The 14,637-nt window shown below is 60.4% G+C and carries 16 protein-coding genes; 9 read left to right on the top strand and 7 right to left on the bottom strand.

The features are described 5' to 3' along the window. Positions 1 to 7 precede the first annotated feature (7 nt). Positions 8 to 649, top strand: a complete 642-nt coding sequence (locus AB5Y90_RS05715; RefSeq protein ID WP_182969982.1) for a bifunctional 4-hydroxy-2-oxoglutarate aldolase/2-dehydro-3-deoxy-phosphogluconate aldolase — start codon at positions 8 to 10, stop codon at positions 647 to 649. Positions 650 to 733: 84 nt separating this feature from the next. Here the strand turns inward: AB5Y90_RS05715 and AB5Y90_RS05710 are convergent, their stop codons facing one another. After that, positions 734 to 1,741 (bottom strand): substrate-binding domain-containing protein, encoded by a 1,008-nt coding sequence (locus AB5Y90_RS05710; RefSeq protein WP_005355407.1) that lies wholly within the window; start codon positions 1,739 to 1,741, stop codon positions 734 to 736. Between the two features lie 89 nt (positions 1,742 to 1,830). On the opposite strand from AB5Y90_RS05710, the gene AB5Y90_RS05705 reads away from it, so the two are divergent. Next, on the top strand, positions 1,831 to 2,481 hold the full coding sequence (locus AB5Y90_RS05705; RefSeq protein ID WP_368166643.1) for a Qnr family pentapeptide repeat protein: 651 nt from the start codon (positions 1,831 to 1,833) through the stop codon (positions 2,479 to 2,481). A 133-nt stretch (positions 2,482 to 2,614) separates the two neighbouring features. Here AB5Y90_RS05705 and envC read toward each other — a convergent pair whose 3' ends face one another. Next, a complete protein-coding gene (envC, locus tag AB5Y90_RS05700; RefSeq protein ID WP_368166642.1) occupies positions 2,615 to 3,967 on the bottom strand; it encodes a murein hydrolase activator EnvC in 1,353 nt (450 codons plus the stop codon). A gap of 9 nt (positions 3,968 to 3,976) precedes the next feature. Next, positions 3,977 to 5,506 carry a 2,3-bisphosphoglycerate-independent phosphoglycerate mutase gene (gene gpmM, locus AB5Y90_RS05695; protein ID WP_005356867.1) on the bottom strand — a complete coding sequence of 510 codons (1,530 nt, stop codon included), beginning with the start codon at positions 5,504 to 5,506 and terminating at the stop codon, positions 3,977 to 3,979. Positions 5,507 to 5,752: 246 nt separating this feature from the next. Here gpmM and AB5Y90_RS05690 point away from each other — a divergent pair, with 246 nt between their 5' ends. The 3 genes from AB5Y90_RS05690 to gpsA are packed head-to-tail and all read left to right on the top strand — an operon-like array spanning position 5,753 to position 7,712. Then, a complete protein-coding gene (locus AB5Y90_RS05690) occupies positions 5,753 to 6,184 on the top strand; it encodes a rhodanese-like domain-containing protein (protein WP_005340640.1) in 432 nt (143 codons plus the stop codon). Positions 6,185 to 6,234: 50 nt separating this feature from the next. Next, positions 6,235 to 6,705 (top strand): protein-export chaperone SecB, encoded by a 471-nt coding sequence (gene secB / locus AB5Y90_RS05685; RefSeq protein ID WP_005340639.1) that lies wholly within the window; start codon positions 6,235 to 6,237, stop codon positions 6,703 to 6,705. Between the two features lie 2 nt (positions 6,706 to 6,707). Continuing rightward, positions 6,708 to 7,712 carry an NAD(P)H-dependent glycerol-3-phosphate dehydrogenase gene (gene gpsA / locus AB5Y90_RS05680; RefSeq protein ID WP_368166641.1) on the top strand — a complete coding sequence of 335 codons (1,005 nt, stop codon included), beginning with the start codon at positions 6,708 to 6,710 and terminating at the stop codon, positions 7,710 to 7,712. A gap of 69 nt (positions 7,713 to 7,781) precedes the next feature. On the opposite strand, the gene nfuA is transcribed toward gpsA, so the two are convergent. Both nfuA and AB5Y90_RS05670 read right to left on the bottom strand, forming a co-directional pair. Then, a complete protein-coding gene (gene nfuA / locus AB5Y90_RS05675) occupies positions 7,782 to 8,360 on the bottom strand; it encodes a Fe-S biogenesis protein NfuA (RefSeq protein WP_005340636.1) in 579 nt (192 codons plus the stop codon). Between the two features lie 80 nt (positions 8,361 to 8,440). Beyond that, a complete protein-coding gene (locus AB5Y90_RS05670; protein WP_257124151.1) occupies positions 8,441 to 9,169 on the bottom strand; it encodes a ComF family protein in 729 nt (242 codons plus the stop codon). 38 nt (positions 9,170 to 9,207) lie between these two features. Here AB5Y90_RS05670 and bioH point away from each other — a divergent pair, with 38 nt between their 5' ends. The 4 genes from bioH (at position 9,208) to AB5Y90_RS05650 (ending at position 11,411) form a co-directional block, all read left to right on the top strand. Beyond that, positions 9,208 to 9,972, top strand: a complete 765-nt coding sequence (bioH, locus tag AB5Y90_RS05665) for a pimeloyl-ACP methyl ester esterase BioH (RefSeq protein ID WP_069527609.1) — start codon at positions 9,208 to 9,210, stop codon at positions 9,970 to 9,972. Between the two features lie 71 nt (positions 9,973 to 10,043). After that, positions 10,044 to 10,277, top strand: coding sequence for a flagellar basal body rod C-terminal domain-containing protein (locus tag AB5Y90_RS05660; protein WP_005342675.1), 234 nt, complete (start codon positions 10,044 to 10,046; stop codon positions 10,275 to 10,277). A 1-nt stretch (position 10,278) separates the two neighbouring features. Beyond that, complete coding sequence (locus tag AB5Y90_RS05655; RefSeq protein ID WP_257124152.1) at positions 10,279 to 11,046, top strand: putative metalloprotease CJM1_0395 family protein; 768 nt, start codon at positions 10,279 to 10,281, stop codon at positions 11,044 to 11,046. A gap of 86 nt (positions 11,047 to 11,132) precedes the next feature. Then, positions 11,133 to 11,411, top strand: coding sequence for a hypothetical protein (locus AB5Y90_RS05650; protein WP_005340630.1), 279 nt, complete (start codon positions 11,133 to 11,135; stop codon positions 11,409 to 11,411). Positions 11,412 to 11,480: 69 nt separating this feature from the next. Here AB5Y90_RS05650 and AB5Y90_RS05645 read toward each other — a convergent pair whose 3' ends face one another. After that, on the bottom strand, positions 11,481 to 13,790 hold the full coding sequence (locus AB5Y90_RS05645) for a Tex family protein (RefSeq protein ID WP_257124153.1): 2,310 nt from the start codon (positions 13,788 to 13,790) through the stop codon (positions 11,481 to 11,483). 201 nt (positions 13,791 to 13,991) lie between these two features. Further along, positions 13,992 to 14,465 (bottom strand): transcription elongation factor GreB, encoded by a 474-nt coding sequence (greB, locus tag AB5Y90_RS05640; RefSeq protein ID WP_005355349.1) that lies wholly within the window; start codon positions 14,463 to 14,465, stop codon positions 13,992 to 13,994. Positions 14,466 to 14,637 lie beyond the last annotated feature (172 nt).

Below are 14,637 nucleotides of genomic sequence, written 5' to 3'. Positions count from 1 at the left end.
AAGAGCTATGCAGAACTGGAAAGTGACCCCGGCCGAGGTGTTTGCCGCCTCCCCGCTGGTACCCGTGATGGTTATCAACGAGCTGGATCAGGCCCTGCCGATGGCCAAGGCGCTGCTCGACGGCGGCATCTCTGTCTTCGAAATCACCCTGCGCACCCCGGTGGCCCTCGATGCCATCGCCCTCATCGCCAAGGCGATGCCGGATGCCATGGTCGGTGCCGGTACCGTGCTCAACTGCGAGCAGTTTGACGCAGCCGTCGCTGCCGGTGCCCGCTTCGTCATCTCCCCGGGGATGACCCCGGCCCTGCTGGCCCACGCGGCCAATAGCACTGCGCCGCTGATCCCGGGCGTGGCCACTCCGTCTGAAGTGATGCAGGCGCTGGAAGCGGGCTACGACCACCTGAAGTTCTTCCCGGCCGAAGCGAACGGCGGCACCAAAGCACTCTCAGCCATTGCCGCCCCACTGCCCCAGGTGAAGTTCTGCCCGACCGGCGGTATCGGCCCGAAAAACGTGGCCGACTATCTGGCGCTCAAGTGCGTCGCCACCGTCGGCGGCTCCTGGATGCTGCCGGCCGATGCGGTCAAGAGCGGCAACTGGGAAGAGGTGACTCGCCTCTCCCGCGAAGCGGTTGAGCTGGTAAAACGCTAAGCATCAGTTGTGCCGAAAACCAAACAGGCCACCCTCGGGTGGCCTGTTTGTTATCAGCGTGACTTAAGTGGGTGAGGGAAGGGATTACCCTAGACTCTCCCCGACATAGAGGGAGAAGCCGATATCTTTGCGGGTATCGGGTTGGGATTGGCCGTTGAGACGCGCCAGCAGCATGGTGGCCGCCTCCCGACCGATCGCTTCCCGCGGGGTGGCGATACTGGCCAGCTTGGGGGTCATGGCGTGGCCGATGTCGAGGGCGTTGCAACCGGCGATGGCGATCTGCTGGGGCACCGGGATCCACTTGGCCTGACACTGCAGCAAGGCGCCCACCGCCAAGTCATCGTTGGTGCAGAACAGGCCGTCGAGGTCGGGATAGCGCACCAGCGCCTGATCCAGCAGCTCGCCCCCCAGAGTGAAGCTGGAAGATTGTTCGGTCAGCAGATGCTGGCCGGTGAGGCCGAAGTCGGTCATCGCCTGATAGTAACCCTCCATCCGCAGCTGGGTACGCACGTCGAGCCGCGCCCCCAGATAGACCACCTTGCGTCGGCCCCGGTGCAGCATCTCTGTTACCATGGCCCGGGCGGCGGCTCTATGGTCCATACCGACCACCATGTCGATGGGGGTTTGCGGCAGATCCATGGTCTCCACCACCGGAATGCCGGCGGTGGCGATCATTTTGCGGGTGCGTTCGGTGTGCTGGCTGTCGGAGAGGATGAGGCCATCCACATGGTAGGAGAGCAGGGACGCGACTTGCTCCTCCTCTCGCTCCGGACTGTAGCCGTAGTGGGCCAGCAGGGTCTGATAACCGGCCGGTCGGGTTACCGACTCGATGCCATGGATCACCGCCGAGAAGACCTGGTTGGAGAGGGAGGGGATCAGGATGCCGATCGCTTTGCTGGTCGCGTTGGAGAGAATATCCGGCGCCCGGTTGGGGATATAACCCAGCTCTTCCACCACAGCCGCGATCCGCTCGCGGGTCCCCTCCGCCACGGTCTGCGGGTCGCGCAGATAGCGGCTGACAGTCATCTTGGTCACGCCGGTCTGGTCGGCGATATCTTGCAGGGTGGGGCGGCGCTTGCGGGTGGGGCTCATAGGGGTGTCCAGCGTGGATGTTACATGTAACATTACCGTTTTTGGCGGATAAAGTCAGCATATGAAGCCGTTTTTGCAGGAGTTTTCCGATGATCAGAGGCAAGCAGTTCGTGGATGTCCGGTTCGAGCAACAGGATGTGGAGGGGGAGCAGTTCTCGGAGTGCCGCTTTATCGGATGCAACTTCTCCTGGCTGGATTTGAGCGATAGCCGCTTCATTGACTGCAGCTTCTACGATCGGGAGAGTGAACAGGGCTGCCTGTTGCAGGGTTGCGATCTGCGCGAGGCCAGCTTTTTACGCTGCGATCTCACCATGGCCGATTGCAGCCGCAGCCAGTGTCTGGGGTTGGAGATGCGCGACTGTCAGGCGGTCGGTATCAACTTCAGCCATACCAGCTTCGCCAACCAGATCACCGCCAAAAGCTACTTCTGTGAGGCTCATCTGACCGGCAACAACTTTAGCTACGCCAGCTTCGAGGGCTGTCTGCTGGAGAAGTGCGAGCTGACCGGCAACCGCTGGCAGGGGGCCAACCTGTTTGGTGCCTCGCTGGCGGGTTCCGATCTTAGCGGCTCCGAGTTTGGCCAGATCGACTGGACCAGCTTCAAGCTGCAGGGCTGCGATCTGCGCCAGTGCGATCTGCCAGGGCTGGATCTGCGCCGGGTCGATCTGCAAGGGGTGCAAATTAACGAGGATCAGCAGCAGACATTGCTGGAGCAGATCGGTCTGGTTGTCTTCCCCTGAGCCGAGCGAAAAATTAGGTAATTTTTCATCAAATGGGAGTGACAGCGGGTTGCTGTACTCCTGAAACGACAAAAGCCTGCGTGATGCAGGCTTTTGCTAGTGAGCGTGTGATGCGTTTGTCGGCCGGGTTGACTCAACCCTTGGCCAGCCATTTGGTTGGGTTGATGGCCTCGCCCTGATAGCGAATTTCGAAGTAGAGGCCCGGTCTGTCCTGACCGCCACTGTCACCGACCAGCGCCACCGGCTCACCCTGTTCCACGTTCTGGCCAACTTGGCGCAGCAGCGACTGATTGTGACCGTAGAGGCTCATATAGCCTTTACCGTGGTCGATCACCAGCAGCATGCCGAAGCCGTCGAGCCAGTCGGCGTAAACCACTTGTCCTGGTGCAACCGCCTTGACCTGGGTTCCTTCGCTGGCGCCGATCAGGGTGCCTTTCCACTTGAGCTGGGCGGTGCGCGGCGAACCGTAGGAGATGAGGATCGGCCCCTGTACCGGCCAGCGCAGGCTGCCATTGGTCTTGAGACCACTGTAGTGACCAGCACTGCTGATGCCCGAGCCACGCTCTGGTTTGCTGCTGGCCACCTCTTCGACCGGTTCTGCCGGTTTGACGGTTTTGTTCTGCTGAGCGGTGAGTCGTTGTTGCTCGGCGCGGCGTTGTTCGGCCAGCTTGCGCTGACGCTCCTGCTCCGCTTTCAGCTTGGCCAGCCGTTCCCGCTCGGCCCGTTCACGGCGCTCCTGCTCTTCCCGCTTGCGGCGCAGCTCTTCCAGCCGGGCTTTCAGCGCTTTCTCCGCCTTGACCAGCTTGGTGAGCTTCTGCTCGTCATCCTGTACCGACTGCTGCAACTGGTTGCGCACCTTGGCCCGGCTCTGCTGGCTGGCCAGCAGGGTCTGGTGATGCTCCTGCTGTTCGGCAAGCAGGGTTTGCAGTCTGGTCTCGGTCTCTTTGGTGGCTTGCTGGTTTTTCGCCAGCTTGTCGCGGGTGGCACGCAGGGCGTCGATGGCCTCGATGCGGGCCTTGTTGAGGTAGTCGTAGTAGTCGAGTGAGCGGCTCAGTTTGGCCGGATCCTGCTGATTGAGCAGCAGTTTGAGGTAGTCGTGGTTGCCCGCTTGAAAGGCGCTTTCCGCCTGCTTGGCCAGCAACTGCTTTTGATGTTTGGCTTGAACTTCCAGCGCCAGCTTGTCTTTTTGCAGGGCCGCCAGCGTCTGCTGGTTCTGCTTCAACTTCTGCCTGGTCTGGTTGAGTTTGGCGGCGGCGGCCGAGATGGCCTGCTCGTCAGCCTTGAGCTGGGTATTGAGCTTGGCAAGCTCCTGCTTGCTGAGCTTGATGGTCTTCTGTTGCTCTTTGATCTGGGACTGCATGGTGCCCAGCTGCTGATTGGCGGCCAAAGCCGGTTTGCTGGCGCCAAACGACAGGCAAAAAAACAGCGCGCCGGCCAACAGGCCGACGCGACTGGTTTTCTGTGAAATAACTTCGCATCCCCGCATGGGGAAGGATTATTTCAGAATCATCAGGGGCTTGCCAGTCATTTCCGGCGGCACCGGCAGACCCATCAGGGTCAGCATGGTGGGGGCCAGATCGGACAGTTTGCCACCTTCAACCACCTCGGCTTTGCGACCGAAATAGATGAGCGGAACCGGCAGATTGGTGTGGGCGGTGTGGGCCTGACCAGTCTCTTCGTCCAGCATCTTCTCGGCGTTGCCGTGGTCGGCAGTGATCAGACACTCGCCACCCACTTCGGCCAGGGCGTCGGTGACGCGACCGATGCAGTGGTCAACAGCTTCACAGGCTTTGACAGCGGCATCGAATACACCGGTGTGACCAACCATGTCGCCATTCGGGTAGTTACAGATGATGACGTCGTACTTGCCGCTCTTGATGGCCGCAACCAGCTTGTCGGTCAGCTCTTCGGAGCTCATTTCCGGCTGCAGGTCATAGGTCGCCACTTTCGGGCTGGCCACGATCTCGCGATCTTCGCCGGTGAAGCAGGACTCTTCGCCACCGTTGAAGAAGAAGGTGACGTGAGCGTACTTCTCGGTTTCGGAGATGCGCAGCTGGGTCTTGCCCTGCTTGGCCAGCCACTCACCCAGGGTGTTGACCAGAGCGGTCGGCGGGTAGGCACAGGCAGTTTTGATGTCGGCCGCGTATTCGGTCAGCATCACGAAGTTCAGCTTCGGCTCGACTGCACGGGCGAAGCCGGTGAAGTCGGTGTCAACGAAGGCGCGGGTGATTTCACGGGCACGGTCGGCACGGAAGTTCATGAAAATCAGCGCATCGCCATCTTCCATCGGGGCAGCTTCGCCGATGCGGGTTGCTTTGACGAACTCGTCGTTCTCGTCGCGGGCATAGGCGGCAGCCAGCGCTTCGGTGGCGCTCTCGGCGGTGAACTCGCCCTTGCCCTGGGTCATCAGGTCATAGGCTTGCTGCACGCGATCCCAGCGGTTGTCACGGTCCATGGCGAAGTAACGACCGATCATGGAGGCGAAACGACCTTTGCCCAGCTTGGCGAACAGGGCGTCGAACAGCTCGATGGAGGACTGGGCGGAGCGCGGCGGAACGTCACGGCCATCCAGGAAGGCGTGCAGGTAGATCTTCTCGGCGCCACGCTTGGCCGCCATTTCGATCATGCCCATGATGTGCTCTTCGTGGCTGTGTACGCCACCCGGGGACATCAGGCCCATGATGTGAACGGCTTTGCCGTTGGTCACGGCAGCGTCAACAGCCTTGGCCAGCTCGACGTTCTGGAAGAATTCACCGTCCTGGATGTCTTTGGAGATGCGGGTCAGCTCCTGATAGACGATGCGACCGGCACCGATGTTGACGTGGCCTACTTCAGAGTTGCCCATCTGGCCATCCGGCAGACCGACATCCAGACCGGAGCCGGAGATCAGGGTGCTGGTGTAGTCACGGGCCAGACGATCGAGGTTGGGAGTCTTGGCGGCAGCGACGGCGTTGTGCTCTTGCTTGGTGCTGTAGCCCCAACCGTCCATGATGACCAGAACCAAAGGTTTCTTAGCTGTTGACATAAGACTATGTCCTCTCGGATTGGAAAAAATGCGGGAAATGAAACTAGCGTAATATTACTACATCTGCCGAAATAGTCACCTGATAGCCAAGGGTCGCTCCCGTGGCCCCGCAAGCCACGCCTTTCCTGCCATGCTCGCTGCCCAATGATGATGGGAGCCTGCTCGCGCTTTGCCGCCAAGATGGCTGATCTTATCAATACCCCCATGTATACTCGGGCCCTTGTCTTGGTCCCTGGATAGTAGAAGATGCAAGAGTATTTGGATTTTGCGGCCCGTAACCCGCTGCTGACCGCAGCCTGGTTGGGTCTGGCTGGCACCCTGGTTTACACCACTGTGCGTGCCCGTTTGTCTCCGGTAAAAACCGTCAACAATCACACCGCGACCCTGCTGATCAACCGCGAGAATGCCACCGTGGTGGATATTCGCAGTCAGGAAGAGTACGCCAAGGGCCATCTGGCCGGTGCCCAGCACCTGCCGCTGACCCAGATCCAGAGCAATAATCTGGGCCCGGTTGAAAAGCATAAAGATGCCCCCATCATAGTGGTGTGCGAGTCGGGAATGACTGCGGGCGGCGCGGGCCGTCAGCTGAGCAAAGCTGGCTTCAAGCAGGTTTATGTGCTCGGCGGTGGCATGGCCCAATGGCGTGCAGAAAATCTGCCGGTAACCAAGAAACGCTGATTTAAGCAGGGCCTGAGCCCACTTATCCATATAACAAGGAATCAAACGAAATGGCTGACGAGATCAACAACCAGGAAGTACAACCGGAATTCCACATCCAGCGTGTTTACACCAAGGATGTCTCTTTCGAAGCGCCGAACACCCCGCACATCTTCCAGAAAGAGTGGCAGCCGGACGTCAAGCTGGATATGGATACCAAGACCAACATCCTGGCTGAGAACGTCTACGAGGTTGTCCTGACCCTGACCGTGACTTGCAAACTGGAAACCGAAACTGCCTTCCTGTGCGAAGTACAGCAAGCCGGTATCTTCACCATCGGTAACCTGCCGGAGCCGCAACTGGCTCACTGCCTGGCTGCCTTCTGCCCGAACATCCTGTTCCCATATGCCCGCGAAGCCGTGGCCAACATGGTGAGCAAGGGTTCCTTCCCGCAGCTGAACCTGGCACCGGTCAACTTCGATGCCCTGTTTGCCCAGCACATGGCGCAAGCACAGGCCCAGCAGGCGACTGCGGAAGCCTGATAATGGCTGACCAGATCGCTATCTCGGTCTTGGGGGCGGGGTCTTATGGCTCCGCCCTTGCCATTTCTCTGGCGCGCAATGGTCATCCGACCCTGCTGTGGGGTCACGACCCCGCTCATGTCGCCGAGCTGGAACAAGACCGCTGCAACAAGGCATTTTTGCCTGATGTCCCTTTTCCTGCCGATTTGCAGCTGACTGCGGATCTGCAACGTGCGGTACAAGCTGCCCCCGTGCTGCTGCTGGTCGTGCCAAGCCATGTATTTGGTGATGTACTGACCCGGATCAACCCCTTCTTGCGCCCCGATACCCGTATCGCCTGGGCCACCAAGGGTCTGGAGCCGGACAGTGGCCGTCTGCTGCAGGATGTGGCCCGCGAAGTGCTGGGTGACGAGATACCGTTGGCGGTCATCTCCGGTCCCACCTTTGCCAAGGAGTTGGCTGCCGGTCTGCCGACCGCCATCTCGGTCGCCTCGACTCACGACGAGTTTGCCGACGATCTCTCCCACCTGCTGCACTGTGGCCGCTCATTCCGGGTCTATACCAATCCGGACTTCATCGGTCTGCAGCTGGGCGGGGCGGTGAAGAACGTCATCGCCATCGGTGCCGGTCTTTCCGACGGGCTAGGGTTTGGCGCCAATGCCAGAACCGCGCTCATCACCCGGGGTTTGGTGGAGATGCAGCGTCTGGGTGCGGCGCTGGGTGCCGATGCCAAAACCTTTATGGGGATGGCGGGGCTCGGGGATCTGGTGCTCACCTGTACCGACAATCAGTCGCGCAACCGTCGCTTCGGGCTGGCCCTCGGGGCTGGCAAGGATGTGAACACCGCCATGACCGAGATCGGTCAGGTGGTGGAGGGGTATCGCAATACCAAAGAGGTGCATCTGCTGGCGGCCCGCTGCGGCGTCGAGATGCCCATCTGCGAGCAGATCTTCAAGGTGCTCTACGAGGGTAAGAACCCGAAAGAGGCGGCCATCGCCCTGCTGTCGCGAGACAAGAAGGACGAGTAATCTGCCGATTGTCCATGCAAAAGGCCCCGCCATCTGGCGGGGCCTTTTCTTTGCTGCAAGGGCTACAAATCAGTAGTAGGAGTGGTCGCCGCGCTGGTGCTCGGTGGCGTCTTTCACACCGTTGAGCTCACCCGGGAACTTCTCCAGCAGCTGCTTCTCGATCCCCTCTTTCAGGGTGTAATCGACCATGGAGCAACCGTTGCAACCGCCGCCAAACTGCAGGATGGCCAGTTTGTCTTCAGTCAGCTCGACCAGGGTGACTTTGCCACCGTGACCGGCCAGCATGGGGTTCACTTCGGACATCAACACGTACTCGATGCGCTCGATCAGCGGCGCGTCGTCGGCCACTTTACGCATCTTGGCGTTCGGTGCTTTCAGGGTGAGCTGGGAGCCCATCTGATCGGTCACGAAGTCGATGGTGGCATCCACCAGGAAGGGGGCGCTCAGGGGATCAACCATGCAGTCGAAGCCGCTGAAGGGCAGGTGTTGATCTTCCGGGTCCACGGCATCGGGCGGGCAATAAGATACGCCACACTCGGCATTCTGGGTTCCCGGATTGACCACAAACACCCGGATATTGGTGCCATCAGGCTGTTTTTCCAGCAGTTTACGGAAATGGGCCTGGGCGGCGTCGGAAATGCTGATCATCACTATCCTCATAAACCTGAGTGTACGACTAGGGTATTCATGATAACGCGGTTATTAATGCTTGGGTAGCATGCCGATGGCTACTTGCTGTGCCGCAGGGTACGACAGATTGCCCACACTTCTACCTTTGTGATGCCGCTCTCATGGAGCAGACGGCTGAGCTGACCGGCGGTGGCGCCTGTGGTCACAACGTCATCGAGCAGGGCGACATGACGGTATTTGTGGGAGCGGATCCGGAATGCCCCGCGCAGATTGCGCCGCCGCTGCCCGGCGCTCAGGGTTGTTTGTTGCGGGGTCGCCTTGATGCGCTGCAACAGAGTGTTGTCGCAGGGAATGTCGGTGAACTCGCCAAGGGCTTGCGCGATCTCCTCCGCCTGATTGAACCCGCGCCGCCACTGCCGCCACCAGTGAAGGGGAACCGGAATGATCGCTTCTGGCGGATTGCTGCTATCCAGATGATCGGCCAAGAGGCGTGCCAGTAGCGGCGCCAGCAGGATCTGGCCGGAATACTTAAGCTGGGGGATCAACATGGGATAGGGGGTTTGGTAGTCGCCAATCACCTGTAACCGCTCCCAGGGGGGAGGTCTGCGCTGGCAGCGACCACAGACCGGTATGCTCTCTTCTATATAGTCAGCCAGCGGTGCGGCGCAGAGGTGGCATCTCGGCTGTGACTGGTGCAGCGCCTGCCGACACCAGCTGCAGAGCAGGGGCTCGTTATCGCAAGGCTGATGACAGAGGAGGCAACTCCCTTGCCAGTCGCCGTGGTTGCCGAGCAGCGGGCTTGCTTTAGCGAGCAGTCGCTTTAACATGCTGACCCCAAGAGCATGAACAGGGATCTTGAGTCTAGATGAGCATATCGGTAGAGCAGTTTGGCCAGGGGCCCGATCTGGTGCTGTTGCACGGTTGGGGGATGAATGGTGCGGTCTGGCATGGTATTGCCCAACAGTTGGCGCCCCACTATCGGGTTCATCTGGTAGATTTGCCTGGTTTTGGCAACAGCCTGCTGGCAGACGAGGTGGATTACAGCCTGCCCTGGCTTGCCGAGCAGGTGGTCGCCATCTTGCCGCAGAAGTGTCATCTGCTTGGCTGGTCGCTCGGCGGTCTGGTGGCAAGCCAGTTGGCGCTGACGCATCCCGATCGGCTGCACTCCCTGATCACCGTGGCCAGCTCCCCCTGTTTCATGGCCCGTGATGAGTGGCCGGGGATCGCCCCCAAGGTTCTGACCGGCTTCAACCAGATGCTGGCGGGGGATTTTCGCCAGACCATAGAGCGCTTTCTGGCGATCCAGGCCATGGGCAGTGAACACGCCCGGGACGATATCCGTCAGTTGCGCCACTGGCTGGCCGAGCGCCCGGCGCCCCAGTTTGCCGCACTCGAGGCCGGGCTGACGCTGTTGGCCGAGATTGACCTGCGCGAACCGCTGCGGGAGCTGGATCTGCCCTGGTTGCGGATCTATGGCCGACTGGATTCATTGGTGCCCAAGGCAGCCATTCCCCTGCTGGACGATCTCTACCCTGCCAGCCGCAGCGTGACCCTCAATAAGGCCTCACACGCACCTTTTATCTCTCACCCTGACGAATTCATTGAAATCGTTCGAGATTTTGTTGGCTAAAAAACAGCCGGCAAGCTTCATTAATCCTCTGGTCTGGCGGATAATTAAGCTGTGACCAGAGGAGTAACACCATGCGTATTGATTCTGCTTTCAACAGCGGGGTACAGGGTTTTCAGCGAGCCGAGCAGATTGCCGACAAGGCATCCAATCAGATCGCCCGCCTCAACACCCCCAGCGGGGATCAGGTGCAAGTGACCGATGAGCTTGTCAATCTCAAGGTGGCCGAGCAGCAGGCTGGCGCTTCAGCCAAGGTAGTGCAGACCGCCAGCGAGATGATGGGAACCCTGATCGACATCCGGGTGTGAGATGAACATCAATGTCAGTCTGCCCCCTCTTATCCCGACACAGCTGCAACCCCAGGTGGAAGCGGCGAGGACGGATAATCGCCGGGCAGAACTGATCCCGCAGGCCCGAGCGGGCCAGGCCTCCGTTGCTGAATCCGAAGTCGGCTCCCAAAAAGAGAAATCCAAAGCCGGTCAGGCCTCCAGCAATCAGGCCTCCCAGAACAGCCGTGAAACCGGGCAATTAGCCCCGACGACACTGCCAGACAATCGCTTTGTCGAGGCAACCGGTGAGGATGGGCAGCGCAAGCAGCAAGATCCCAAACAACAGGAGCAGCAACAGCGGCAAGAGCAGCAGGTTCAGGATCTTATCGAGCGTGACAAGGAGGTGCGCACTCACGAGCAGGCGCACCAGTCTGCGGGTGGAGAGTACGCCAGCTCGCCCACCTATCAGTTTACGCAAGGGCCGGATGGCAAGCGTTATGCGACGGGTGGCGAAGTCCAGATCGATACCAGTGTCGTACCCGGTGACCCTGCCGCTACCATCGCCAAGATGCAGCAGATCCGCTCTGCAGCGCTGGCGCCTGCCGAGCCTTCTGCGCAGGATTTGGCCGTCGCGCGCAGCGCCGCCGCCAGTGAAGCCAAGGCGCGCAAAGAGCTGATGGCCGAGCAGAGCGCAAAATCGGGCGGCGTGCTGAGTGCCTATATGGACAAGCGCAACAGCGTCATCGCTGGCCACTATCGACAGGCTGTCAGCCCGGCCTCGACCCAGTCCCTCAGTCTGCATATCTGAATCCCCCCTCACCAAACTTTCAGCTGCTTTGCCTGTTTTGCAACTAACCTGAAGATCAGGCCCATTCCAATTTCACAGGAGCTGTCATGCATTTCGATGAAGTCAAAGCGGAAGATTTCACCACCTTCTCCCGTGTACCGCCTCCCCACCTGCAGATGGAGCAGTTTCTGATGCAGCTCGGAGGAGGGGGAACTGAAGGAACCAGTTTCAAGAAGAAAGTGATGCTGGCGGCTGGCTGGAGCCACACCGGCGTCGTCTCTTACGGCAAGTATCCGCAAGAGGCCTGCAAGGCATTCAACCGACTGCGGGAGGTGCTGGCCCAGCATGGAGAGCCCGAGAGCATTCTTGCTGCCTTGGCGCAGTGATCCAGAGCTTCGCGTGTAAAAAAGCCCCTTGCGGGGCTTTTTGCATTCAGAGGCGTTCGGGCGGTGTCGTTACTTTTTCGCTTTGGAGAGCGCCGCCGCGAAGGCGTTGCCCATGGCACCACCCATAGGGGGGCTTTGGCGCGGCTCATTTCTTGGTTTGGTGTTGCCAGCACTGCTGTTGCGCGCTTCAGCCGGCTTGCGGGCGGGTTGCCCTGCCTTTTCGTCGAGGCGCATGGTCAGACTGATCCGCTTGCGCGGGGCGTCCACTTCCAGCACCTTGACCCGCACAATGTCGCCCGCCTTGACCACCTCACGGGGATCCTTGACGAAACGGTCGGTCAGGGAGGAGATGTGCACCAGACCGTCCTGATGAACACCGATATCGACGAAGGCGCCGAAGTTGGTGACGTTGGTGACTACACCTTCCAGTACCATCTCTGGCACCAGGTCGCTGATCTGCTCCACACCTTCCTTGAAGGTCGCGGTTTTGAACTCGGGGCGCGGGTCGCGGCCCGGCTTGTCAAGCTCGCCGATGATGTCGGTGACGGTAGGTACGCCGAATTGCTCATCGGTGTAATCGGCCGGTTTCAGGCTGCGCAGCAGGCTGCTGTTGCCGAGCAGGCTCTCCACGGTCTGCTCCAGCTTGGCGAGGATCCGCTCCACGACCGGATAGGACTCCGGGTGTACCGCTGAGCTGTCGAGGGGATTGCTGCCGCCGCGAATGCGCAGGAAGCCGGCGCACTGTTCGAAGGCTTTGGGGCCGAGTCGGCTCACTTTCAGCAACTGCTGACGGCTCTTGAAGGCACCGTGCTCATCCCGATAGGCGACGATGTTCTGGGCCAGCGTCTGGGAGAGGCCGGAAACCCGGTTGAGCAGGGCGACCGAGGCGGTGTTCACATCGACCCCGACCGCGTTCACGCAATCCTCAACCACGGCATCCAGTCGGCGGGCCAGCTGGCTCTGGCCGACGTCGTGCTGATACTGGCCCACCCCGATACTCTTGGGGTCGATCTTGACCAGCTCGGCCAGCGGGTCTTGCAGGCGGCGGGCGATGGAGACGGCGCCACGGATCGAGACATCGAGATCCGGGAATTCCTGGGAGGCGAGCTCGGAGGCGGAGTAGACCGAGGCCCCCGCTTCGCTGACTACTATCTTCTGCGCCTTGGCGGCGGGGTAGCGCTCGAACAGATCGCTTACCAGCCGGTCGGTCTCTCGCGAGGCGGTGCCGTTGCCGATGCTGATGAGCTCGACCTTGTGTTTCTGGCACAGCTCGCTCAGGGTCTTGAGGCTCTGATCAATCTGGCGTTTCGGTTCGAACGGATAGATGGTGGCGTGATCGACCAGCTTGCCGGTGGCATCCACCACGGCAACCTTGACCCCGGTGCGGATGCCCGGATCCAGCCCCATGGTGCAGCGCATGCCGGCCGGGGCCGCCATCAGCAGATCCTTGAGGTTCATGGCGAACACCTTGATCGCCTCCTCCTCTGCCGACTCGCGGATGCGACCGATCAGCTCGGTCTCCATCTGAAGCGACAACTTGATCTTCCAGGTCCAGCTCACTACCCCCTGCAGCCATTTGTCGGCCGGGCGGTTCTGCAGATTGAGCTTGAGGTGGTGGGCAATGATCCCTTCGCAGGGGCTGGCACTCTCGTCGTCACCGGTGACCAGCGCCAGATTGAGGATCCCCTCATTGCGGCCGCGCAGCATGGCCAGCACCCGGTGGGAGGGGGCCTTGTGCAGTGGTTCGTCGTGTTCGAAATAGTCCTTGAACTTGGCCCCTTCCTGCTCCTTGCCTGCCACCACGCGGGCGCGCAGGGTGGCATTTTGCCACAGGTAGTCGCGCAACTTCTCCAGCAGGTCGGCCTGCTCGGCGAAGCGCTCCATCAGGATATAGCGGGCGCCGTCGAGGGCAGCCTTGCTGTCGGCAATGCCCTGTTCGGGATTGAGGAAGGTGGCTGCAGCTTGCTCGGGATCCTGCATCGGGTCGCTGAGCAGCAGGTTGGCAAGCGGCTCCAACCCGGCTTCGATCGCCATCTGCCCCTTGGTGCGGCGCTTGGGCTTGTAGGGGAGGTAGAGGTCTTCCAGTCGGGTCTTGCTGTCGGCGCCATTCAATTCGCGCATCAGCTCGGGGGTCAGTTTGCCCTGCTCTTCGATGGAGCGAATGATCACCTGACGGCGATCTTCCAGTTCACGCAGATAGCCGAGGCGGCTCTCCAGAGTACGTAGCTGGCTGTCGTCCAGACCGCCGGTCACCTCTTTACGGTAACGGGCGATAAAGGGCACGGTCGAGCCTTCATCCAGCAGGCGCACTGCGGCCTGCACCTGCTCGGGGCGAGCATTGAGCTCACCGGCAATCTGTCTCTCTATGGTTTGCATCATGATGTTGTTGAGGGCCTCTGTGGTCGAGTCCGCGCCATCAGGCGCCAAGTGTGAGCACTATATGGGGTCGTGTTGCGGGATGCCACCCTGCGCCGGGGTCTGCACCAGTCAGACTGATAAGTCGCAGGGGAGAGCGCATATCTTGCCATTGCACCTGTGACCCAGGATGTGCCTGTGGCAAGCCGCTCACCAGTAGTCCGGCTATTTGGGGTAGCTGATCTCGTTGATATACCAGCAGACGTCACCAACTGGCGTACGGACGATGGCCTCATCACCGACCTCTTTCTTGAGCAGGGCGCGGGCCATGGGGGAGTCGATGGAGATGTAATCCTTGCGCTCGAAGATCTCGTCATAGCCGACGATGCGAAAGCGCTTGGTCTCGCCCTCTTCGTTTTCCACCTCGACCCAGGCGCCGAAGAAGACCTTGCCCTCCTGCGCCGGGGCATAGTCGACGATCCCCAGCTCTTCGAGACATTTGCGCAGGTAGCGCACCCGCCGGTCGATCTCCCGCAGCCGCTTCTTGTTGTACTGGTAGTCAGCATTTTCGCTGCGATCCCCCAGGCTGGCGGCCCATGCCACCTTCCTGGTGACCTCGGGGCGCTCCTGACGCCAGAGGAAATCGAGCTCTTCTTTCAGCTTGTTGTAGCCTTCGCGGGTGATCAGCTTTGTCTTCATGGTGATGCGGACCTGGTCAAAGAGGGGTATTCATCGCTAACTGCTCGGGAATATTAGCTTTTGTCCTCTGGCTGTCGAGAGAAATTGCGCCAGCTTGGCGGGAGCCATTCAGGATGTGGATGGCCAGCGCAGTGACTTGATGGCCGTCACGCTCTCGGGATGGGTAATAACC

Source organism: Aeromonas sp. R4-1 (assembly GCF_040908325.1).
Lineage (GTDB): Bacteria > Pseudomonadota > Gammaproteobacteria > Enterobacterales > Aeromonadaceae > Aeromonas > Aeromonas veronii.
The sequence above is the reverse complement of the archived record's forward strand: the minus strand, read 5'-3'. Positions and strand labels throughout refer to the sequence as shown.